The sequence below is a fragment of the Lactobacillus sp. ESL0684 genome (assembly GCF_029392675.1).
GTDB lineage: Bacteria > Bacillota > Bacilli > Lactobacillales > Lactobacillaceae > Lactobacillus.
Genome location: NZ_CP113941.1, coordinates 392,052 through 413,693, shown reverse-complemented (window position 1 = coordinate 413,693; position 21,642 = coordinate 392,052). Strand labels below are relative to the sequence as shown.

Here is a 21,642-nt window from a genome sequence, read left to right as displayed (position 1 = left end):
AAAGCATTTAAGTGCTAATTACTTTATTTTTTCTAACTTCCCTTCTATAATAATCAGTGTAAAGCAGAAATGAAAGTTTCTACTTACAAAACAGTTTTGAAAGGAAGTTTTTTATTATGAGTAATGATATGATGAATCATCGTGGTGACATTTTCGATGCAATGAACGACTGGTTCGATCTTCCACGAAAATTCTGGGATAACAATAACGGTCGCAATTTAATGCAGGCTGACGTTGCTGAAACTAAAGACAACTATGTGGTCAAAGTGGATTTACCAGGAATGGATAAAAGTGAGCTTAAACTTAATTACCAAAATGATACTTTAAGCATAGCTGGAACCAGAACTTTCAACCAAGAAACCACTAATCAGAAGAATTTAATCCATCGCGAAAGAAGCATGGGACATATTTCACGCAGTTTTAGATTACCTAATGTTGAAGCTAGTCAAATTCATGCTAAGTATCAAGATGGTGTTCTAACTGTTACTTTACCTAAACGAGCAGCTAGCGAGCAAGATAGCTCAATCAATATTGACTAAATTTTTATAACTAAATAAGCTTTAACCGAGTTCTCCAATTGAACTCGGTTTCTTTTTGCCTTAAAATAAAAGGTAATTCTAAAATTCAAAGGAGACTATCATGGGACATAAACTAACTCAACAAGAAGTGGAAAAGTTTTCCGCTAATTTTAACGAAAATCCGCAAAATCAGGTTGTTGCACGTGCTACACAAAAAAACGGCGTTATGAATGCCGCCTATAATGATCGCGTTCAATCAGAACTAACTCGGGTTTTTTCCACCGAATTAGACACCCAAAATGTGACTAACCAGCGCCAATCCGGTCGTTGCTGGGAGTTCGCTACTTTAAATATTTTACGGCATAATTTTGGCGAGAAATATCATGTCAAGAACTTTACTTTTTCACAAAGCTATAACTTTTTCTGGGATAAAATCGAGCGAGCAAATATTTTTTATGACAACATCATCAACACAGCAGACCAAGAACTAGACAGCCGCGAAGTTAAAGCATACTTAGCAGACGCTGGTGAAGATGGTGGTCAATTCCATATGGCCGCTGCTTTAGTCGCTAAATACGGAATAGTGCCAACATATGCCATGCCCGAAAACTTCAACACTAACAATACTGCCGGTTTTGCTAAAGCATTAGGCGACAAATTACGTAAAGACGCCTTGGTTTTACGTAAATTAGCCCAGGCAAATAAAACCGAAGACTTAGAACAAGCTCGTGAAGAGTTTTTGAGTGAAGTTTACCAAATGACTGCTATTGCAGTTGGTGAACCACCTAAGAAACTTGACTTGGAGTATCGTGATGATGACAAAAAATATCACTTAGATAAAGATTTAACACCAATAGAATTTTTAAATAAATATCTAGGTGACGTTGACTTTGACGATTATGTTGTCCTAACTAATGCGCCTGATCATGAATATAATAAATTATATGGTCTGCCGTTCGAAGATAATGTTGCTGGTTCATACCGAATTAGGTTTTTAAATGTACCAATGGATTATCTAGAAACTGCCGCAGTTAAGCAGCTAAAAGATGGCGAGGCTGTTTGGTTCAGTAACGATGTCGGTGAGCAGAGTGACCGTAAAACCGGCTATCTTGACACTAATCTTTATCAATTTAATAACCTCTTTGGAGTTGACCTAAAGATGTCTAAGGCAGATCAATTACGTACTGGTTCAGCTGCCTCAACTCATGCGATGACTTTAGTTGGTGTTGATGAAGACCACGGCCATATTCGGCAATGGAAAGTTGAAAATTCCTGGGGTGAGAAAAACGGTGACAAGGGCTTTTTCGTAATGTCCAATGATTGGTTTAAGCAATACACTTATGAAGTCGTTGTCCACAAGAAATACCTGTCAGCTGAACAAGTTGCATTGGCTGAAGGCACTACCTACGACTTACCTGTTTGGGACTCATTAGCATAATTATCAATAAAAAAATTCTGACAGCTAAATTGCTGGTCAGAATTTTTTTATTGGTAATTATTTAGTTTGTTCTAAAAGTTCATCCCACTTGTGGAAAAATAATTCTTTATTTGCCTTAGTTACCAAAGTTATCCCTTTACCAGCTGGATCCTCTACCAGCTTACCTTGGGCAATTCCTGAAGTAATCACTTTAACATGATGCTCGGCAGTTGCCGAAACCACTTCTGGATACAATGCACTAATTGTCGTCAATACATCCCAGAAATAAAGTTGCGCACTAGGAATTGGTGGATTTACTAATAAACTATAGCCCTGTCCCACCAAATCCATTGCTGGATATTTGCGTAAACTAGCCCAATGAAGCCGTAAATCATCGGTTAACGGCAGCTCTTCACTACTTTCTAGTCCAATTACCTGCATCGGGATGCTTGACGCAAAGACACGTTCAACAGCTATCGGATCCCAATAAGCATTCCATTCTTGGCTACCGTCAGCATTAACCATTGACACATTGCCATGACCATCAAGTGAGCCACCCATCCAATATAACTTGGCAATCTTTGCTTCAATAGTTGGATCCACCTCTAAAGCACGTGCTAAATCAGTCAGTGGACCTGTCATTACCAGAGTTATTGGTTCTTTAGCCGCCTTAAGTTTACTAATCATGTCCAAATGAGCGGGTTCAGCTGCCTGCTTAGTCATCATCTTGCCTGATTCATTTAAAATTGGTAAATAATTAAATGAATACGCCGCAGATCGCCAAACTTCAGGAAATTGGTTGACAGCCCGCGAGTCTGATTTGGCAATCTCTAATTGGTCACTGCGCAGATTAAAGCGATCAGTCATTTTGCGACAAACTTCAACCGCTGGATCAACATAACCATCAGCGTCAATTGCACTAACTCCTAGTAGCTTAATATCTGGAGCTTGCAACAATAACAAATACGATACCAAATCATCAATATTACCATCGTGGTTAAAATAAATTTCTTTCATTAATCTTTTCCTTAATTCTACTTAGATTTAATATAATTTTCGCCATCAGCAGCCGGAGCAACAGATTTACCAAAGAAAAATACCAGAACTATAATCGTAATCACATATGGTGCAATTTGCATATAAACTGCCGGAATATGATTGAAGAATGGTAATTGGTTACCAATAATACTGATGCTTTGTGCAAAACCAAAAAATAACGACGCTAGCATTGCACCAATTGGATTCCATTTCCCAAAAATCACTGCTGCCAAAGCCATAAACCCTTGTCCGACAATCGTAGATACTGAAAAGTTCCCAGCAATTGCTTCAGCAAACACGCCACCACCAATGCCACCTAAAAAGCCTGAAATTAGGACCCCAGCGTAACGCATGCCATAGACATTAACTCCCAAGGTGTCAGCAGCCTGCGGATTTTCCCCACAAGCACGTAATCGCAGACCAAAACGGGTTTTATAAAGTACCCACCACAAAACGATTGCAACTAAAATTGCCACCCAGGCAGGAGCAGAAGTGCTCTTAAACAAAATTGGTCCAATTATCGGAATATCAGCTAATCCTGGAAAAGAAAAATAGCCAAAGCTTTGCGTAATATTTTCGGTTTGTCCCTTGTCATACATCGCTTTAATTAAGAATACACCTAGAGGTGGCGCCATCAAGTTCAGTACGGTGCCACTAATAATGTGGTCTGCATGAAAATTAATTGTGGCGACTGCATGCAATAACGAAAAGATTAACCCGACGATTCCACCAATTAAGGCTCCTAACCATGGAGTAGCCTTGCCTAAAGTAGATGCACAAGTCAAATTAAAAACAATTGCTGCAAAAGCACCTATCGTCATAATTCCTTCTAGACCAATATTGGTTACCCCAGAGTTTTCACTATAAGCTCCACCTAATGCGGTGAAAATTAAGGGCGCGGAATAGACCAAGGTTGAGGACACTAACAATGCTAATATAGCAACAAAACTCATCATTCTTCTCCTTTAGTTGCAATAGATTGCGCAGCACTGTTACTTTGAGTAACCAGTGGTGATTTCGCCTGCTTATTTTTAAACATTAGCCCAATTACATACTGAATCGCAATAAAGAAAATAATCGCCGCAATGACAATTGAAACAATCTCATAAGGAATCCCGGCGATAGTCTGCATTCCTAAACCGCCAATTTTTAAAATCGAAAACAATAAGGAGGCTAGCAAAATACCAATCGCCGTTCCACCACCGAGTAGCGCCACAGAAAGACCATCCCAACCGATATCTAAACTTGCTGTCTGAGTAAAATAATTTTGATAAGTTCCTAGTCCCTGCACAACTCCGCCTAATCCAGCAAAGCCACCTGACAAGAGCATTGATAAAATAATATTCTTTTTAGTTGACATCCCAGCATAACGACTAGCGAATGGATTTGCACCAACTGCGCGAATTTCAAAACCGGTAGTTGTTTTCTTCATCAAATACCAAAAAATTACTACCGCGATCAAGGCTAGAAAAATTCCAGCATTAATCCGTGAATCACCAAATAGCTTGCTCAGCCAATTAATTTTCAAACTACCATTAGCGGCAATCGTTTTAGTCGTATCCGTATCTAGACGTAATTTGCTAGACATTACTTGTTGCATTAAGTGCTGGCAAGTATAGAGCACAATATAATTAAGCATAATCGTGGTAATAACTTCGCTAGTGCCAAATTGTGCCCGCAAATAGCCAGCAATGCCAGCAACTATCGCACCTGCCAGCCCACCAGCAATCACTGCCAATGGCAATAAAACCACTTTGGGTAAATGTGGATTAGCTAAAACGATCCAAATCGAAGTCAACCAACCAGCCTGTGCTTGTCCTGGCAAACCAATATTAAAAAAGCCCGCACTAGACGCAATAGCAAACCCAACCGCTGTAAAAATTAATGGGGTAGCTTCACGAATTGTCTCACCAATTCCATTCAGATTACCCAAAGCACTAGTAAACATTGAAGAGTAAGCTGTTAACGGATTATAATTCCAAATCAACATAATAACTGCTCCAACTAAAAAGCCAGCTATAATTGAAATAATTGGTACCAAAATTTTTCTGGTTTTTGCTGTTACTTTAAGCAAGAGCGGTACCTTCTTTCTTAACTCCAGTCATCAATAATCCTAACTCTTCATCACTAGTAGTTTCAGGCTGAACTTCTCCTGAAATTTGACCGTCATGCAAAACGATAATGCGATCAGATAATTGCATGATTTCATCCAATTCATAAGAAATTAACAAAATTGCCTTCCCTTGTTCTCTTTCAAGCAAAAGCTGCTTATGAATATATTCAATCGCACCAACATCTAAGCCGCGTGTAGGTTGAAAAGCAATGATTAAATTACTATCACGATTAAGTTCCCGAGCGATGATCACTTTTTGCTGGTTTCCTCCTGACAAGGCACCAACCTGAGCATTAGGTCCAGTAGTACGAATATCGAACTTATTAATTAACTCTTGAGCATTATGTTTAATGGCATCTTGGCGCAAAATATGGTGCCTTGAAAGTGGTGCTTGATAATAAGTTTGTAAAGCTAGATTATCGGCAATCGTAAACGGTAAAATTAGACCATATTTTTGACGGTCTGCTGGAATATGAGCAACTCCATTTTCAGTAATTTGCCGAACCTTATGATTAGTCATATCTTGATTATTAATTATCACTTGACCTGTATCAACTGGCGTGAGACCGCTCAAAGCCGCAACTAGTTCGTCTTGACCATTGCCATCAATTCCAGCTACACCTAAGATTTCACCTGCTCGCAAATTAAATGATAAGTTCTTCAGTGCCGCAATCCCCTGCTTATTCTTAACCGCTAAATTATCGACCTTGAGTACAATCTCGCCAGGTTGGCTAGCAGTCTTGGTCAACTGCATATTCACATGATGCCCAACCATTAGCTCAGCTAAACTGTTATCATCAACTTCAGCCACGTTAAAACTACCCACGCTTTTACCAGCGCGAATAACAGTTACTCGGTCAGCCGCACGCTTGATTTCAGCTAATTTATGAGTAATTAAAATAATCGACTTACCCTCTTTAGCTAGTTCTCGTAAAACTTGAATAAATTCGGTAATTTCTTGCGGTGTCAGTACAGCTGTTGGCTCATCAAAAATCAAAATATTCGCACCACGGTAAAGCACTTTTAAAATTTCCACCCGCTGCTGCTGCGCTACCGTAATATTGCTAATTTTTTGGTCTAAATCAACATTTAGTCCATAACGCTTAGAAAGCTGGGTAATTTGCTGCTTAGCTGCTTTAAAATCTAATCTTGGCCCGCTAGTAGTTTCATGTCCCAAAATAATATTCTCAAGGACCGTAAAGGAATCCATTAACATAAAGTGCTGATGCACCATGCCAATACCCAAGTTTTTAGCAACAGTAGGATTTTTAACTTCCGTTTTTTGCCCATTAACCCAAATTTCACCAGCAGTTGGCAACAGCAGACCTGATAAGATGCTCATCAAGGTCGACTTACCCGCACCGTTTTCTCCCAATAGTGCTAAAATTTCGCCTTGATGCAGCGTGAGATTAATATCATCGTTGGCTTTGAAGCCATCGAAGTCTTTCACAATATGACGCATCTCAATTACATTAGTTGCATTTTTCATTTCACGTATTAGTCCCTTTTATCCAATAAATACGAACTTTTAGTATTAATTATATTATAAAAATACGTATAATTTCAATATATTATTGCAAATTAATTTTTTTATTTTTAAAATTGCTAAAAACACGAACTATTTTTCAGGATGAATTGGCACTTTGATTTCACCGTTAAGAATTTTTGACCGAGCAGTACGAGAATTTTTCCAAGCAGCAGCTGAAATCTGTCCACGCGTAATGGCAACCCCATCATCTTTAAGACCGTAAATTAAATTCTTACCGCCAGGAAACTTCCCCGCATATGCTCTGTTAGCAATATCTTGAGCCGCGATATTAACCCCAGTAATTACAGACGTTAAAATACAATTCTCTTGCTTGCCTGACTTAGTCTTATACTTACCTAAATATGATTGATCGACATCGACGCCAATGGCCCAAACCCGCTTACTTTCTGGTCGCGTCTGATTAAGTGACTTAGCTTCTTGAAAAAGGCCATTACCAACAGGTCCAGCAGCATGAAAGATAATGTCAGCTCCCTTAGCATACATTGATTGGGCGATCGCTTTACCTTTATCAACGCTAGTGAAATTACCAGCATATTGGTTCATAATAGTCACCTTTTTGTGCATTTTTTTAGCTTGATCATTAACGCCTTTGGTAAAACCAGCGTCAAACAGATCAATAATATTGCCGCGCACGCCACCGATAAAACCAATCTTATTAGTCTTAGTTTGCGTAGCTGCCACAACACCAGCTAAGTATGCTGCCTGCTCACTCTTAAAGTTAGCAGAAGCCACATTTTTCTGATTCTTAATTACTTCATCAACAATCACATAATTCTTCTTAGGATTCTTTTTGGCAGCAGCGCTAACCGCATCCTTTAAGTTATAGCCAATTCCAAAAATCGTTTGGTAACCAGCCTTAGCCGCTTGAGCAAAATTTGGTTCAAAATCAGCATCGCTGCTTGATTGAAAGTATTGGTACCCATTCTTGCCTCGTTTTAAGTTATGTTCCTTACCATAAGCCTTAAAGCCATTCCAAGCCGATTGGTTAAATGAATTATCATTGACACCAGTAGTGGTCGTAACTAGCGCAATCGAATGTTTAGCACTACTACTTGAATTGCCACTGCCACCTTGCTTTTTTCCCGAACAAGCTCCTAACACTAGACCTGCTGCTAGTGTTAGTGACGAAATCGCCAATAACTTCTTGAACTTCACTTTCATGATTGAGCCTCCTAAATAATTTATCCAGTAACCACGATAGCAATATTTAGTGGCTATGTCAAAATGAAGATACAAGATGCAGTATTGACCTGACGGGATTTGTAAATTGGTCTAGAACTGAAACGATGCCTATCAGATTAAGTGATTGCATAAGCTAAGTACAAAAAGTTGAAAAATTTTTGTACTACCAAAAAACGAAATTCAAGTATGAATTTCGCTTTAAGTTATAAGACTTATTTAGTTGCTGTCGCAACTTTAATTTTTCCAGCAATAATTTGTTTACGAGCCTTTTGCGCTGCATTCCAAGCAGGTGCATCAAGCTTACCCTTAGTAATGGAAACGCCATTGTCTTTAAGTGTATACACTAAATGCTTGCCACCAGGGAATTTACTATTGGCTGCATCTTCAGCTAGTGTCTTAGTAGCCACATTCAATCCCTTCAAAACGGAAGTTAAAGTGAAATTATCCTTCTTGCCATCCTTAGTTTTGTAGTTACCCAAATTGGATTGATCAACATCAACTCCGATAACCCAAACCTTTTTAGCACTCGAACGAGTCTGGTTATAAGCCTTAGCTTCTTGAAAAATCCCGTTACCAGCATTACCAGCGGCTTGGTAAACAATATCACAATTACTAGAATACATTGATTGAGCAATTGACTTCGCCTTATCCGTTGAAGTAAAGTTGCCAACATATTGCGTTGAAACAGCAATCTTCTTGTGCTGCGCCTTTGCTCCATCTGCCACACCTTGTTTAAAACCAGCTTCAAACAAACTAATAATCGCTGATTTGGCACCACCGACAAAGCCAACTTTCCCAGTCTTGGTCGTATACGCTGCCGCTACACCAGCTAAATATGATGACTCGTTACTCTTAAAGGTAACTGATGCCACATTCTTTTGACCGGTAACAACATCATCAATGATTACAAAATTCTTTTTCGGATTTTTCTTAGCTGATGCCTTAACTGCATCCTTTAAGCTATAGCCAACGCCAAAAATCGTTTGATAGCCAGATTCCGCAGCTTGATTAAAGTTAGGCGTGTAATCAGCCGCGCTGCTAGACTCAAAATATTGATAGCCTTTGCCTTTTTGATAATGATGATTTTGACCGTATTCTTTAAAGCCTGACCAGGCCGCCTCATTGAAAGAATGGTCATCTACACCATTACTATCAGTAATTAAGGCAATACTATCTTTAGTATCCTTCTTGCCTTGGCCACCTTGTTTCTTTCCCGAACAAGCAGTTAGGGTCAAACTCAAAATTGCTGCTAAAGCTCCCAAAGACAATAGACGCCGACTTTTTTTATTCACGATTCGTAAACCTCCACATAAATCATTAACGAACTATTTTACCCAATAATAATATAAAAGTACGCATAATTGCAATACTAAAACTGAATTTATTTTTTAATTTGATAATTTTAAATAAAATACGAACTTTATTTTTAAAATGATTAACAAAATAGACCAACTTTACGTTGGTCTATTACTTAATTTTCAAGATTTGCTGAAGTCTTGCAGTTAGCTGGCTTGGCTGTAAATTAAGCTGCTCCAAATCAGCTAAATTAACCCAAGTAGGTATGTAGACATTACTTTCACTTATTCTAGCAGCCTCTTCACCACTAATTTTAGGAGCGTCACTACTAATAACTTGACCCAAAAAGAAAATTTGCTGCTCTACTTCGTCTTCAGATAAGGCAAATGCTTCCTTCAAATCACTAGGTTTAAATTTAATTTGTAACTCCTCAGTAATTTCACGAATTGCAGTTTGCACAGGAAGTTCTACACCTTGCGCGCCGCCACCTGGCACTACCCAGTATTCACGTCCGTTCTTAAAACGGTGGATTAATAAGACTGCATCAGTTTGGGGATTATGGATAATCACACGAGCACGCATTTTAAACTTCCCACTCTTGCATAAATTTATTAACAAAATCACGCATATATTCAGTTCGCTGATGTGCCTCTTTTTGACCACCAACTGTATTCATTAGCTGCTCTAGCTTAAACAGCTTTTCATAAAAATGATTAATCGTTGTTTCTGTATGCTTACGATACTGAGCATGACTCGTTAATTTTGCTGGCTTAATCTGTGGATCATATATCACATTGCCATGCGCACCGCCATAGGTAAAGGCACGGGCAATTCCCATTGCACCGAGGCTCTCAATTCGATCAGCATCTTGAACATATTGTCCTGATAATGGTAATTGATAATGGTGCTCAATATTTTTAGAAAAAGACATGTGCTGCATAGTAAACAGAATATCTTTAATTTCCAATTCAGTAAAAGCCATCTCTGCTAGCAAAGCTTCAATTTCTGCTAAAACACGGCTGGGGTCAGGACAAATCTTCTCATCAATCGTGTCATGTAAATAGCCAGCCGTCTGAATAATTGCAACCATGCGACTATCCTGATGGGCACCTGGTTCATCTTTTAGATACAATTTACTAGCTAAATGTGCCACACGCTGACCATGGTAAAAGTCATGACCAGTCTTTTCGTCTTTTAATTCTGTCTTAACAAAATCAACTACTCGTGTTAAATCCAACTCTAATCTTCCTTTCTTTAGATTAATCAAGCCACTTCCCAGATTTGAACTGGGGACCTCCTCCTTACCACGGCGGTGCTCTACCTTCTGAGCTAAAGTGGCATCTTTATTGTACCAGAAAGCAGCATTTTTGGTAGCCGATAATTACAACGCTGATTAAACAAAACAGGCTACTAGCGTTTATGCTAATAGCCCGTTTACTAATTATTTAAATTTTTAAGATAATTCTGATACCAATAATATGAATCCTTCTTAATCCTTTTACCACTACCATGGCCTTCATTATCTAAATCGACGTAAATCATACCATAACGTTTGTCCATTTCACCCGTAGACGCACTGAGCAAATCAATGCCGCTCCATGCCGTATAACCAATTAACTCGACACCTTCAGCTGTAGCCTGGTTGATAGCTGCTAGATGTTGGTTAAAATAATCTATTCGATAATCATCATGAATTTGCCCATCACTAGTAACTGTATCACGTGCACCTAAGCCATTTTCAATAATCATCAACGGTTTTTGATATCGATCATATAATGTATTAAGTGTAATCCGTAATCCCAAAGGATCAATCTGCCAACCCCATTCACTAACTTGAAGGTTAGGATTTTTAACTGAAGCAAAAGCGTTGCCAGCAGTCATATTCTGATTAATTTTAGGATCTGTCGAAACACAACGACTGGAATAATATGAAAACGAAATAAAATCAACTGTATGTCGTAACGTATCACGATCCGCCTGCGTTATATCAAGTTTAATATTCTGATCTGTAAACATTTTGGCAGCATAACTTGGATAGTAGCCTCTGACTTGGATATCCGTAAAGAAATATTGTTCACGATTTTTTTCTAGGGCACTCATAATATCTTCTGGCGCACATGAATACGGGTAAACATCCCCTGCCGCCAGCATACATCCGATCTGGTTAGTTGCATCAATTTCATGTGCTAGTTTAGTTGCTGCAGCCGAAGCAACCAACTGATAATGTGCTGCCTGGTATTTGATTTCTGCTTCATTTTCTCCTTGGGTAAAAGATAAACCACCACCGACAAACGGCAGATTTAAAATCATATTAATTTCATTAAAAGTAATCCAATAATGGACTTTGCCCTTGAAAGTAGAAAATAATACTTCACATAAGTGTAAGTACAGATCAATTAGCTTGCGATTACGCCAACCACCATAATTTTTGATTAAATTAATCGGTAAATCAAAGTGACTAATCGTAATAATTGGTTCGATATCATACTTCAAGCATTCATCAACTACATCGATATAAAATTGCAAACCAGCCTGATTAGGCATAGTTTCATCGCCATTAGGAAAAATCCGTGACCACATAATTGAAAAGCGAAAAGAATTAATCCCCATTTCAGCTAGTAACTTAATATCCGACTGATAAGTATGATAAAAATCGATTGCTTGATGAGCAGGATAATTTTTCTGTTGCGGTAGATAATTTTCCAGAGCATAAGTACCATTTAACATGCATTGCAATCGCTGCTTTTTATCGCCCGGTAATATATCAGCCATGCTTAGGCCTTTGCCATCTGCTTGATAAGCACCCTCAATTTGACTAGCTGATGTTGCCACTCCCCAGAGAAACTTTTTCTTAACCAAAATAACTCGACTCCTTAAGCTTTTTCAACAAGATCAATTGTCATGACATTTTTAATCGCTGACATATCAAAACCCTGCATATCAACTTTAAATTCCGGACTAGCCATATATTTCTGATTCAATTCATTCAAATCCTGATCAGCATCACATTTAACTAAGGCCAAAACTTGCTGTTCTTCATCTGCTTGATGATCAGTACGAAAAACATTGCAGGTAGTAATGCCGTATTTCTTTAAACTGGGTATATGCCTAGTCCAATGAACATCTAAATAAATCTTGGCATTCTCTAGATTATTAATCGTATAAATTCTTAACTGATACATTATTGCTCCTTAATCCGTTACTTTAAACACAGTTTGTTTTTCTAAAATCTCACTACCAGCCTTAGCTGTTAATGCTAAAGTTCGTTTGCCTGAGTTAGTAATAATCATCATGGCAATTGGATCATAACCAGCTTGCTTAATTGCATTAACATCATAATGTGCTAACTTTTGCCCTTGAAAAACTTGGCTATCTTTTTCAACATAATTAGTAAAATATTTTCCGTTAAGTTCAACGGTATTAATCCCCAAATGAATTAGAATTTCTAATCCATCTGCGGTCGTAATCCCTAAGGCATGCTTAGTTGGAAAAACCAATGTTAATTTCCCAGCTACCGGTGCAAAAATATCGCCAGTTTTTGAGTTAAATGCTAACCCTGTTCCTAAAGCACCACTAGCAAAGGTTTCATCGTTAACTTTTGCCAAATCAACTACTTGTCCAGCGGTAATAGCTGTTAACGTAGCAGTTTGCTCATTGGTTACAACAGCCGTACCAGTTGAAGCATCTGCTTTAATAATTAACAAGCCAGCAACAAAGGAAACAACTAGCGAAATGATCATGGCAATTATCGCATTCAAAAGATTTTGCGGCGTTTTAGCAAACAAAGCCAAGGCTAAAATACCTGGGCTAGCCATAGCGGTTGAAGTTACAAAAGTTAACCCAGCATACAAGCCACCAGCAGCGCCACCAATTATAGCGGCATAAAGTGGCTTTTTCAGTTTTAAGTTAACCCCATATAACACTGGCTCGGTAATTCCCAACAGCGCGGTAATTGAGGTTGAAACTGCGGTCGAACGAAGTTTACTTTGCTTATTTCTAACCGCCACAGCAAAACCCGCTCCCGCTTGAGCCATATTGGCGCACAATCCAGCTGGTGTAAAGAAAGAATCATAGCCAAACTTGGCAATTGATTGTAAAGCAATCGGAAACATTGAATAATGCATACCCATCATGACCAATAATGGTGAAAAAGCACCTAAAATAGTTGGTGCAAGCCATGGAACCGTACTATTCAAAAATGCGATTGCCATTCCTAGTAAGTCGCCTACATAGCCGCCAAGTGGTCCTAAAACAACTAAGCCTAAAATAGCATTGACTGTAATCGAAATTGTCGGAGTCGCAAACATCGCAACAGTATCGTTAAAAATACTATTCAGCCATTTTTCTATTTTAGATTGAACATAAACAATCAACAAAATTGGAATTACACTTGAGCCATAATTGACCGCCTTAATTGGTAAGCCAAACAAAGCAATTTGATGGCCACTATTTACCATCGCAGCAAAAGTGGGATGTAATAGCACCCCCGCCAAAGTTACTGCAATAAACGGATTTGCCTTTAATTTTTTAGCAGCAGTATAAGCCAATAATACTGGCAAGAACTGAAAACTTGCATCAGCAATCAAAGATAGTATTTTATAATTTTGACTGGTTGTAGTTAATAAGTTAAGGGCAACAAAAATGGCAATAAAGCCCTTTAATAGTCCACCACCAATAATTACTGGTAAAATTGGCGTAAAACTACCAGAAATAAATTCAATCAGCCGTGAGAATATTCCCTTTTTTTCTCGAGGCTGACTACTTAAATTAGTCTGATTAACTTTAGGCAGCAATTCCACAAATGCTTCATAAACCTTAGCAACATTTGGTCCAATAACTACTTGTACCTGTCCAGCCTGATAAACCGCATCAACTACACCAGCAATTTTTTTAATATCAGGCAAACTCACCTTATTAAAATCAATCACATTTATTCGTAATCGAGTCGAGCAATGAGTTACTTGATCAATATTTGTTTCATTACCCAAAAAATGTAGAATTTCTTGAGCTACTTTTTGATAATTCATAAAGTTCCTCTCTTTCTACCAATAAATTTATCATGACTGCGGTTTCAAAAAAATCACTAAATTTAAGCTAAAAGTCTGATAAGCAACTTTAATATTAAATCTGTTGCTTATTGAACTTTTAAGTTAAAATATACGGTGCAACTATTTAGTAAAAAGGACACAATTCATGGCAACAGAAGACTTACGAGTTAGAAAAACTAAATTAACCATTCAAAAAGGGTTTGCTGAATGCATTAGTAAAAAAACTTTTTCAAAATTAACCATTCAAGATCTGACCCAAGCAATGATGATTAATAAGTCAACCTTTTACAAATATTATCAAGACAAATACGACTTAAGAGATACGATGGTACAGGAAACGCTCAAAAGTTTCGTAAATTATCTTAATGTTTCTTTTTTAAATCCAAGTAAAAGTGATAATTTAGCACACTATCGCAATAGATTAATCAAAATTCTCTTACCCATTTTTCACCATAAAGACTGGCTAAATATTCTTTGGTCAACCAATCTTGAACTTGACGTTTTCAACGAAATGCAAACAAAGTTAGCCCAAAAATTTAAAACACACATTTTAACCAATGATCATCATGATGAAAAATTTAACAACTTACAAGCAAATTTATACTCTGCTTCGATCATGCAAATCTTAAAATGGTGGTTCTATGAAAGTCCAACATCTTCAGTAGAAAATATTGCCGATATTATTATTAAGTGCTTAAAGAATAGTACAAACATTAACCTTAAAGAAACAAACTAAAAAAGCTGCTGAGAAAAAATTCTCAGCAGCTTTTATCTTCTTCATTTGATTAATCTTTAAACTTAACAGCTGTCCCGTAGGCTATAACAGACTGCATATCACCACCGATTGACCCAGAATCAAAGCGCATCATGACGATTGCATCTGCACCTTTATCTTGAGCAGCTTGCCGCATGCGACTCAAAGCCTTATTACGTGATTCTTCCATCATTTTAGTATAACTGCGGATTTCTCCACCAATCATTGATTTCAGTCCCGCACCAAAATCTTTAATAAAATTCTTGGATTGAGTTGTTAACCCAAAAACTTCACCGACAATTTCATATTCTCGACCGGGTATGTTCTCCGTAGTTGTTACCAACATTTGCTCTGCAGCCATTCTGCTTCCTCCCTAAAACAATTTTGTTTAAGCATACCACTAATTTAGTCAAAGATTGTCATTTTTAAACTATTTAATTGTAACCAGAGTATACTTCTTCTTGCCCTTACGAACAATAACATATTTTCCAGCAAATGCTGAACTAGGATTGACTTCGAAATCAACTGATTGTTGACGGTCGCCGTTTAGATAAATTGCACCATTTTTGACATCTTCACGGGCTTGGCGTTTAGAAGGTTCAATCTTAGTATCAACTAAAAAGTCAATAATATTTTGTGGTTTATCCTCAGCAACTGCAGCTGGTGCACTCTTAAGACCTTGCTCAATCTGCTTAACAGATAAATTCTTGATATCACCAGAAAATAGCGACTGAGTGATCATTTGTGCTTCACTAAGTCCAGAATCCCCATGAACAAACCTAGTTACTTCTTCAGCCAATCGTTTTTGTGCAGTTCGCTTCCAAGGTTCTTTTTCAGTCTCCTGCGCTAAATCTTCAATTTCTTCGCGACTCAAGAAAGTAAAGTACTTAAGATACTTGACTACATCACGATCATCTTGATTGATCCAAAATTGATAAAACTCATACGGACTAGTCTTCTCTGGATCAAGCCAAACTGCTCCTCCAGCTGACTTACCAAACTTAGTGCCGTCTGCCTTAAGCATTAGCGGGATCGTTAGACCAAATGCTTGCTGATCAGGTCCCGCTAGCTTGTGAATTAGATCAATCCCGGCAGTAATATTGCCCCATTGGTCACTACCACCAATTTGTAGTTGTACGCCATAATTTTTATTTAGCTGATAAAAATCAATTGCTTGCAAAATTTGATAGGCAAATTCAGTAAAAGAAATTCCACTGTCCAAACGGCTAGCAATTACGTCCTTATTCAGCATCGTATTAACTTGGAAAAATTTACTGTAATCACGTAAAAAGTCAATTAACCCAATTTTACCTAACCATTCAATATTATTTACAATTTCAAAATTTTCAGTACCAAACAACTGTTCCATTTGAGTAGTTAATGCTTGCTCGTTGTGCTTTACCTGCTCAGCTGTTTGCAAAACTCTCTCAGATTTTCGACCAGAAGGATCACCAATCGCACCAGTACCACCACCGATAATGATTACTGGATGATAGCCTGCCTCTTGGAATCTTTTTAAGATCATAAAGGGAATTAAGTGTCCAATATGCAGCGAATCACCAGTCGGGTCAACTCCGCAATATAAAGCTAGATCATCATGAGTTTGCAAATATTCACGTAGTCCTGCTTCATCAGTTTCTTGATTAATGGCGCCACGCCATTTTAAGTCCTCAATAATATCAAAATTTGCCATTTTTTCCTCCAATAAAAAACGTCCCTAGATTCAATTAAGAATCTAGGGACGACTAAATTACTTCTTAGCCGCGGTACCACCCACGTTCACGTACTATCACGTGTCTCAACTTGGTTTCTAAGGTAACCACCCCATCAGTAATTCGTAACCACAACCTGCCTAGCTCACACCTACCGCTAGTTCTCTGTTCTCTGAGTCGAAGCACTACTTAAATTTATTACAAATGATAATACTAATTTATTTCTAATTAGTCAATACTAGTCCAATTTATTTGTAAAAACCTTTACTCTCTAATCCATAAGCCTTGCCAGAAGTCATATCATATTGAATCATTTCATAATCAGCTAACAATTCTTGTTGCTTCTTAGTCAATGATTTAGGATCAACAACCTGACCCTTACGTCCAATTAACTCAAAACCTTTATCACCTTTGAAGTTAATTGAAATAGCTGGCAGTTTCTTATGGACCTCAGTTAGCAATGCTTGATATGGTGTCACTTTAGAGTCTGTCTGTTCTAGCATCATGGCAATGAAGTCACTAGTATTGACATAATTATTGGCCTTGCGTGGCAGTCTAGTTTTGGCACCATGTTCACGTGCATACTTATTAGAATAGATAAAGTAACGGGTTGAATGCATCTGTAATGGGTATTTGGCTGTGTAATTTTGCGATAAAATACTTGGATAATGATCACCGTAGAAGACCAAAGTAATTGGCTTCTTAACCTGATCGATTTGACCAATAAATTGCTTAACAGCTTTATCTGTATATTGAGTACCCTTGATATAAGTTGACATCTGTTCACGTACAGCAGCTGTCTTGAACAAATCACCTGAAACTTTACCCATGTATTCATTATCTGGATACCAATCATTATATGGCATGTGATTTTGAATCGAAATCAGATTAATAAATTGTCCACCTTTACGTGAATTAATCTGACGCATACCGTTACTATAAGTTGTAAAGTCAGAATTATAACTGTTTTTACCTAACTTCTTCTGATCGACAATCTTATATTTTGAACCTTCATAAGCAAATTTATCAAACTTAAAACGATGATAATCTTCCATCCGTGAATAATAAGTTCCGATGAATGGATGAATTGCCGACTTATAATCAAAATTCATCCCAATAGTTGGATAGAAGTCATAATTGGGAACAACCTGAACATATGGCGTCAAAGTTGACTTAAATAGCCCCATATTAAGTCCTGTAAGTGTCTCCCACTCCATATTGGCAGTACCACCACCATAACCGGCACTAAGCATAGTACCGTAAGTTGAACGTGACTTCATCGATTGGATAAACTTAACCGGATTTGGCACATCCTTATCAATTCTAATCGTTGGGAAAGTATTCGGATCAACAAAACTCTCACTTAAATTAAAGACAATCGTTTGTTTGTCCAGATCATTCTTACGAGTTTTATTAATCTTGTTAGCAACCTTGGCATATTTATCATTTAAATGATTAATCGTAGTTTTAGAATAATTGGCCGGTTGATCCATAATCTGTAAATCAATATAATTTAGAAAATTAAGAACTGGTCCATTAACCTGAATATCACGTTCAGGGTTACGAAATTTCTGCTTATTATCAAAGCCATGACTAATATGATAAATAACTCCGCCATCATGATTGAATCGTAGTGGTGTCAAAAACAAGAGTAAGCTAATTAGTGCCCAAATTCCACGCCGCTTCCACGAACCTTTTTTCTTAATTGGATATTTATGCTCTAAAAAGATATCTAAAATAATCACAACTACTAAGGCAATCACAATGGCAATGACCATCGTCTTACCAATCATTGGTAACAGCGTATTTAAATTGACAATTTCACTTAATTCAGTTGGATAGATTGGTTCACCACGTAAGTTAAGCTTAATCTTGTTAGCAACTGCCCAACCAATACCAATCACACTGACTAACATATTAGACGTCCAATACCTTGTTGTAACAAAGTAAAAGACAGAAAATAGGGCATCAAGAAAGATTGTAGTCAGCACAATTGCGAAAAATTTAGTTCCTAGTAAATAAACAATCGCATTAATCGTCGAAGCTGTATTAATCTGAATTCGTAAGTTATCTGATTCAATTAAGAAAGAAGCAAAACTAAGTACGTAAAACCAGGCCCAAGTTAATAAATTAACCCGATTACTAATTACCCAGCTGGTAAAATGACCCCATGCCGTTTCACAAATCTTAGCCAAGCTCGTTTCTTGATTAAGGTAATGAATTACTTTAGCAAATGGCTTAACTTTAAATAAGTATCGCTCAAGTAGACCACTCCAAACCCAAGCAATAACTGCCATTATGATTAACAAGATTAATTTGTTAAGTGCCGAGGAATCCGTAAAGCGAAATGCGTTCATAAATTTACTGGAAATCGGAGCGTCCATAAAGATAATTATCGGAATGAATAAGTGCATCTGTCTACTGCTAAAAGATACAATTACTTTTTTGAACAGTAAAAAGACTGCAATCACCATTAATAACATAAACGGTGAAGAAGGGTTATTTAAAAATTCCCGATTCCAATCACCGCCGCCATTGCCAGAGATAATCTGTGACCAATAAACCGCATCAAAGCCTGGCACACCAATTAAAACCACAAAAAAGGACACTAAGCCAGTAACTAGTCCTGCCCAATAGAGCTTACGAGGAATTTCTATATTAGCTAAGAACATTCCCCAGCTAAAGAACAAGATTAAATAAAGCCCATAAAGCGAGTATTGAAAGGTTAAATTACCGGCACTTAAAGAAAAGCCTAAGACCGTTAACAAACTCAAAATTAGTAAATTTTGTTTTTTAGTTAGGCGATGCTGTAAGTCGTACAAATAAGGTTGCGCCAGCAAACTAAAAAATAGACCAGCAAATAAGACAGAAGTACTAGTAATAATTGGAAATAACATTCCCCAAACACGCCACATATTGAAGCGTTCTGGTGACTTAATAAAAAATAAGACGTAGTAAATGATTAAAGTTACAATGGCCATCAGCCAAAACTTAAAGCTTTCACTAGGACGTTGCTTCTTTTTACTATAAACTGCACCAAAAACTAACGGAACAATTATCAAAGTCGCATTATGCAACATATTCGGCATAAAATTAATAAACGAATATGAGGTTCTAGCAGCGGCTCCTTTTAGGTTGTACATCTGCACCAACATAAAAAAAGTAGCAGCTAATAGGCAGATTATTTGCCAAGCTTTTGAAGTTTTTTTATTTTTATTCATTTTTCTAGTTATACATCCTCACTAAAAGATTACTGCTCAAAGATTATTCCATTAACTGACCAAGTTTTTTCTTAACAGTGGTTAAAACATCAACACGTTTAGCCTGCCCTGTAAAAAAGTCACGTAAATCAAACCTGAACTTATACCCCATGACCAGAGTAATTATCGCTAAAACCACCCCTGCTTGTGTGAACTGTGTAAACTCATAAAGTGTAAACAATAACATAAAGGTTAATGGAGGGATAGTTAGGTTTTTTAGCCAAATCATCAGTAGTAGGGCAACCAATAAGCTAAGAGCACCAGCCTTTAGATCATAGCTAATAGTCAAAATAGCAGCGATAGTTACACCTTTACCACCCTGAAAATGATTCCAAATTGGAAAGCAATGACCTAATACTAAACCTAAACCAGTATACAGCAAATTTAGTCTTCCTGGTAAAAAATAATGCACAATTAATAAAGCAGCGATACTTTTAGTAACATCACCAATGCAAGTAATAATACCCCATTTTTTGCCAAAAACAGCACCAACATTAGCCGTACCGGGATTGCCTGAGCCAACTTTAGTCGGATCCTGATGCAACCAAAAACGGCCCACCAACATAGCAAACAGCAAATTTCCAAATAAATATCCAATTATTAAAGCCCAAAAGTGCGCCATTAATTATCATCCTTTTCTATCAACTGTTGGCTAGAATTACGATAAATATGATAATTCTGTGCTTCAGCATCACTAAACTTAAATCCCTGCTGTTGATTCAGTTTATTTTGCTGAGTTTCATTATTATTAACTGTTTCTTGCGGCAGACCCAGTTCTTGTCTTAAATAGTCTGAAACTCGCTGTAATTCTTTAGTAGATTGAATTTGGTAGGCAGCATCATCAACCATGGCGCTGTGACCATGTAAATAATCATTTTTGACATGTTTAGTCGATGAACGATAATTAAAAGCAATTGCTTCTAATGCTTTAAAAGGTAAATTAGTTTTAACATTACCAGAAATTGCTTCTAAAACGGAATCAAGTTTAGGTAAAGTATTCAATGATAAGGACTTTTGAATTAAAGCCGTAATAATTTGTCGCTGCCGTTTCTGGCGACCATAATCGCCCTCAGGATCATCATAGCGCATTCGCGAATAAGCAAGCGCACCACCGCCACCCATATGGGTTAGTTGACCTTTTTTAAAGATATAACCGCCATACTCAAAACTAAGGGTTGGCTTGATGTCCAGCCCATCAACATCTCGAATTAACCGCATAATCCCTTTCATATTAACTAAAGCATAATACTTAATTGGAATGTTAACTAACTGCGAAACACTGGACATCGCCATCTTGGCACCACCTAATGGATAAGCCGCATTAATTTTTTCAATTTGAAATTTTTCTGCGCCAACCATTTCAGCCATAGTATCTCTAGGAACAGACATTAAGGTATAGCGTTTTTTACGTGGATTAACAGTGGCAATAATCATCGTGTCAGTATTACCGACTTTTTCCTTACGATCAAGTGCACCAGTATCTGTTCCCATTAGCAAAACTGCAAATTCATTTTTTCCATTGAATTCATCATTTTTAATTTGAACCTGATTATGACGATCATAAGTATTATCAACAGCATTTTTAGTTTGATAATAAATATAAGCTGAATAAATCGCAACAGCCAAAACACCAGCTGTTAAGATCCCTAGCACCCAACCTAAAATTCGCCGCTTCTTATGATAATCTTTTGCATGTATTTCGACCCGGGTCTTATCCGGGTGCCTATCGTTATGAGTCATAATTTATTTACCTGA

Annotated in this window: 19 protein-coding genes and 1 tRNA gene; 3 read left to right on the top strand and 17 right to left on the bottom strand. The window is 37.4% G+C overall.

Annotation, left to right across the window (positions count from 1 at the left end; translation table 11 throughout):
- Positions 1 to 116 precede the first annotated feature (116 nt).
- Together OZX56_RS01965 and OZX56_RS01960 are read left to right on the top strand one after the other, a co-directional pair.
- Positions 117 to 539 carry an Hsp20/alpha crystallin family protein gene (locus OZX56_RS01965; protein ID WP_277139997.1) on the top strand — a complete coding sequence of 141 codons (423 nt, stop codon included), beginning with the start codon at positions 117 to 119 and terminating at the stop codon, positions 537 to 539.
- Positions 540 to 639: 100 nt separating this feature from the next.
- Positions 640 to 1,956, top strand: a complete 1,317-nt coding sequence (locus tag OZX56_RS01960; RefSeq protein WP_277139996.1) for a C1 family peptidase — start codon at positions 640 to 642, stop codon at positions 1,954 to 1,956.
- Between the two features lie 57 nt (positions 1,957 to 2,013).
- Here the strand turns inward: OZX56_RS01960 and OZX56_RS01955 are convergent, their stop codons facing one another.
- The 12 genes from OZX56_RS01955 to OZX56_RS01900 form a co-directional block, all read right to left on the bottom strand.
- On the bottom strand, positions 2,014 to 2,952 hold the full coding sequence (locus OZX56_RS01955) for a nucleoside hydrolase (RefSeq protein WP_277139995.1): 939 nt from the start codon (positions 2,950 to 2,952) through the stop codon (positions 2,014 to 2,016).
- 17 nt (positions 2,953 to 2,969) lie between these two features.
- Complete coding sequence (locus tag OZX56_RS01950; protein WP_277139994.1) at positions 2,970 to 3,926, bottom strand: ABC transporter permease; 957 nt, start codon at positions 3,924 to 3,926, stop codon at positions 2,970 to 2,972.
- Complete coding sequence (locus OZX56_RS01945; RefSeq protein ID WP_277139993.1) at positions 3,926 to 5,047, bottom strand: ABC transporter permease; 1,122 nt, start codon at positions 5,045 to 5,047, stop codon at positions 3,926 to 3,928. The genes OZX56_RS01950 and OZX56_RS01945 overlap by 1 nt, the downstream gene beginning before the upstream one ends.
- Positions 5,040 to 6,575 (bottom strand): ABC transporter ATP-binding protein, encoded by a 1,536-nt coding sequence (locus OZX56_RS01940; protein ID WP_277139992.1) that lies wholly within the window; start codon positions 6,573 to 6,575, stop codon positions 5,040 to 5,042. Before OZX56_RS01940 ends, OZX56_RS01945 begins: the two co-directional genes overlap by 8 nt.
- Before the next feature lie 129 nt (positions 6,576 to 6,704).
- Positions 6,705 to 7,796, bottom strand: coding sequence for a BMP family ABC transporter substrate-binding protein (locus OZX56_RS01935; protein ID WP_277139991.1), 1,092 nt, complete (start codon positions 7,794 to 7,796; stop codon positions 6,705 to 6,707).
- Positions 7,797 to 8,029: 233 nt separating this feature from the next.
- Positions 8,030 to 9,109: a BMP family ABC transporter substrate-binding protein gene (locus tag OZX56_RS01930; protein WP_277139990.1), complete on the bottom strand. Its 1,080-nt coding sequence runs from the start codon at positions 9,107 to 9,109 to the stop codon at positions 8,030 to 8,032.
- Between the two features lie 175 nt (positions 9,110 to 9,284).
- Positions 9,285 to 9,695, bottom strand: a complete 411-nt coding sequence (locus OZX56_RS01925) for an NUDIX domain-containing protein (protein ID WP_277139989.1) — start codon at positions 9,693 to 9,695, stop codon at positions 9,285 to 9,287.
- A 1-nt stretch (position 9,696) separates the two neighbouring features.
- Positions 9,697 to 10,350: an HD domain-containing protein gene (locus tag OZX56_RS01920; protein WP_277139988.1), complete on the bottom strand. Its 654-nt coding sequence runs from the start codon at positions 10,348 to 10,350 to the stop codon at positions 9,697 to 9,699.
- Positions 10,351 to 10,379: 29 nt separating this feature from the next.
- Positions 10,380 to 10,452: transfer RNA gene (locus tag OZX56_RS01915), tRNA-Thr, on the bottom strand.
- Positions 10,453 to 10,550: 98 nt separating this feature from the next.
- Complete coding sequence (locus tag OZX56_RS01910) at positions 10,551 to 11,972, bottom strand: 6-phospho-beta-glucosidase (RefSeq protein WP_277139987.1); 1,422 nt, start codon at positions 11,970 to 11,972, stop codon at positions 10,551 to 10,553.
- 14 nt (positions 11,973 to 11,986) lie between these two features.
- Entirely contained in the window at positions 11,987 to 12,295 is a 309-nt protein-coding gene (locus tag OZX56_RS01905; protein ID WP_277139986.1) for a hypothetical protein, read from the bottom strand.
- A gap of 9 nt (positions 12,296 to 12,304) precedes the next feature.
- Positions 12,305 to 14,140, bottom strand: coding sequence for a beta-glucoside-specific PTS transporter subunit IIABC (locus OZX56_RS01900; RefSeq protein WP_277139985.1), 1,836 nt, complete (start codon positions 14,138 to 14,140; stop codon positions 12,305 to 12,307).
- 166 nt (positions 14,141 to 14,306) lie between these two features.
- On the opposite strand from OZX56_RS01900, the gene OZX56_RS01895 reads away from it, so the two are divergent.
- Positions 14,307 to 14,897 (top strand): hypothetical protein, encoded by a 591-nt coding sequence (locus OZX56_RS01895; RefSeq protein WP_277139984.1) that lies wholly within the window; start codon positions 14,307 to 14,309, stop codon positions 14,895 to 14,897.
- A gap of 49 nt (positions 14,898 to 14,946) precedes the next feature.
- On the opposite strand, the gene OZX56_RS01890 is transcribed toward OZX56_RS01895, so the two are convergent.
- The 5 genes from OZX56_RS01890 to OZX56_RS01870 form a co-directional block, all read right to left on the bottom strand.
- On the bottom strand, positions 14,947 to 15,276 hold the full coding sequence (locus OZX56_RS01890; RefSeq protein WP_277139983.1) for a heavy metal-binding domain-containing protein: 330 nt from the start codon (positions 15,274 to 15,276) through the stop codon (positions 14,947 to 14,949).
- 69 nt (positions 15,277 to 15,345) lie between these two features.
- Positions 15,346 to 16,608: a tyrosine--tRNA ligase gene (gene tyrS / locus OZX56_RS01885; RefSeq protein ID WP_277139982.1), complete on the bottom strand. Its 1,263-nt coding sequence runs from the start codon at positions 16,606 to 16,608 to the stop codon at positions 15,346 to 15,348.
- Positions 16,609 to 16,875: 267 nt separating this feature from the next.
- On the bottom strand, positions 16,876 to 19,848 hold the full coding sequence (locus OZX56_RS01880) for an LTA synthase family protein (protein ID WP_277139981.1): 2,973 nt from the start codon (positions 19,846 to 19,848) through the stop codon (positions 16,876 to 16,878).
- A 43-nt stretch (positions 19,849 to 19,891) separates the two neighbouring features.
- Entirely contained in the window at positions 19,892 to 20,509 is a 618-nt protein-coding gene (locus OZX56_RS01875) for a glycerol-3-phosphate acyltransferase (protein ID WP_277139980.1), read from the bottom strand.
- Positions 20,509 to 21,627 (bottom strand): LCP family protein, encoded by a 1,119-nt coding sequence (locus OZX56_RS01870; protein ID WP_277126935.1) that lies wholly within the window; start codon positions 21,625 to 21,627, stop codon positions 20,509 to 20,511. Before OZX56_RS01870 ends, OZX56_RS01875 begins: the two co-directional genes overlap by 1 nt.
- Between the last annotated feature and the right edge of the window lie 15 nt (positions 21,628 to 21,642).

Coding starts and splice junctions, on each gene's coding strand:
- OZX56_RS01895 (WP_277139984.1), top strand. CDS start 14,307: ATGGCAACAGAAGACTTACGAGTTAGAAAAACTAAATTAACCATTCAA.
- OZX56_RS01950 (WP_277139994.1), bottom strand. CDS start 3,926: ATGAGTTTTGTTGCTATATTAGCATTGTTAGTGTCCTCAACCTTGGTC.
- OZX56_RS01960 (WP_277139996.1), top strand. CDS start 640: ATGGGACATAAACTAACTCAACAAGAAGTGGAAAAGTTTTCCGCTAAT.
- OZX56_RS01935 (WP_277139991.1), bottom strand. CDS start 7,796: ATGAAAGTGAAGTTCAAGAAGTTATTGGCGATTTCGTCACTAACACTA.
- OZX56_RS01965 (WP_277139997.1), top strand. CDS start 117: ATGAGTAATGATATGATGAATCATCGTGGTGACATTTTCGATGCAATG.
- OZX56_RS01880 (WP_277139981.1), bottom strand. CDS start 19,848: ATGAATAAAAATAAAAAAACTTCAAAAGCTTGGCAAATAATCTGCCTA.
- OZX56_RS01875 (WP_277139980.1), bottom strand. CDS start 20,509: ATGGCGCACTTTTGGGCTTTAATAATTGGATATTTATTTGGAAATTTG.
- OZX56_RS01925 (WP_277139989.1), bottom strand. CDS start 9,695: ATGCGTGCTCGTGTGATTATCCATAATCCCCAAACTGATGCAGTCTTA.
- tyrS (WP_277139982.1), bottom strand. CDS start 16,608: ATGGCAAATTTTGATATTATTGAGGACTTAAAATGGCGTGGCGCCATT.
- OZX56_RS01870 (WP_277126935.1), bottom strand. CDS start 21,627: ATGACTCATAACGATAGGCACCCGGATAAGACCCGGGTCGAAATACAT.
- OZX56_RS01905 (WP_277139986.1), bottom strand. CDS start 12,295: ATGTATCAGTTAAGAATTTATACGATTAATAATCTAGAGAATGCCAAG.
- OZX56_RS01955 (WP_277139995.1), bottom strand. CDS start 2,952: ATGAAAGAAATTTATTTTAACCACGATGGTAATATTGATGATTTGGTA.
- OZX56_RS01890 (WP_277139983.1), bottom strand. CDS start 15,276: ATGGCTGCAGAGCAAATGTTGGTAACAACTACGGAGAACATACCCGGT.
- OZX56_RS01940 (WP_277139992.1), bottom strand. CDS start 6,575: ATGAAAAATGCAACTAATGTAATTGAGATGCGTCATATTGTGAAAGAC.
- OZX56_RS01900 (WP_277139985.1), bottom strand. CDS start 14,140: ATGAATTATCAAAAAGTAGCTCAAGAAATTCTACATTTTTTGGGTAAT.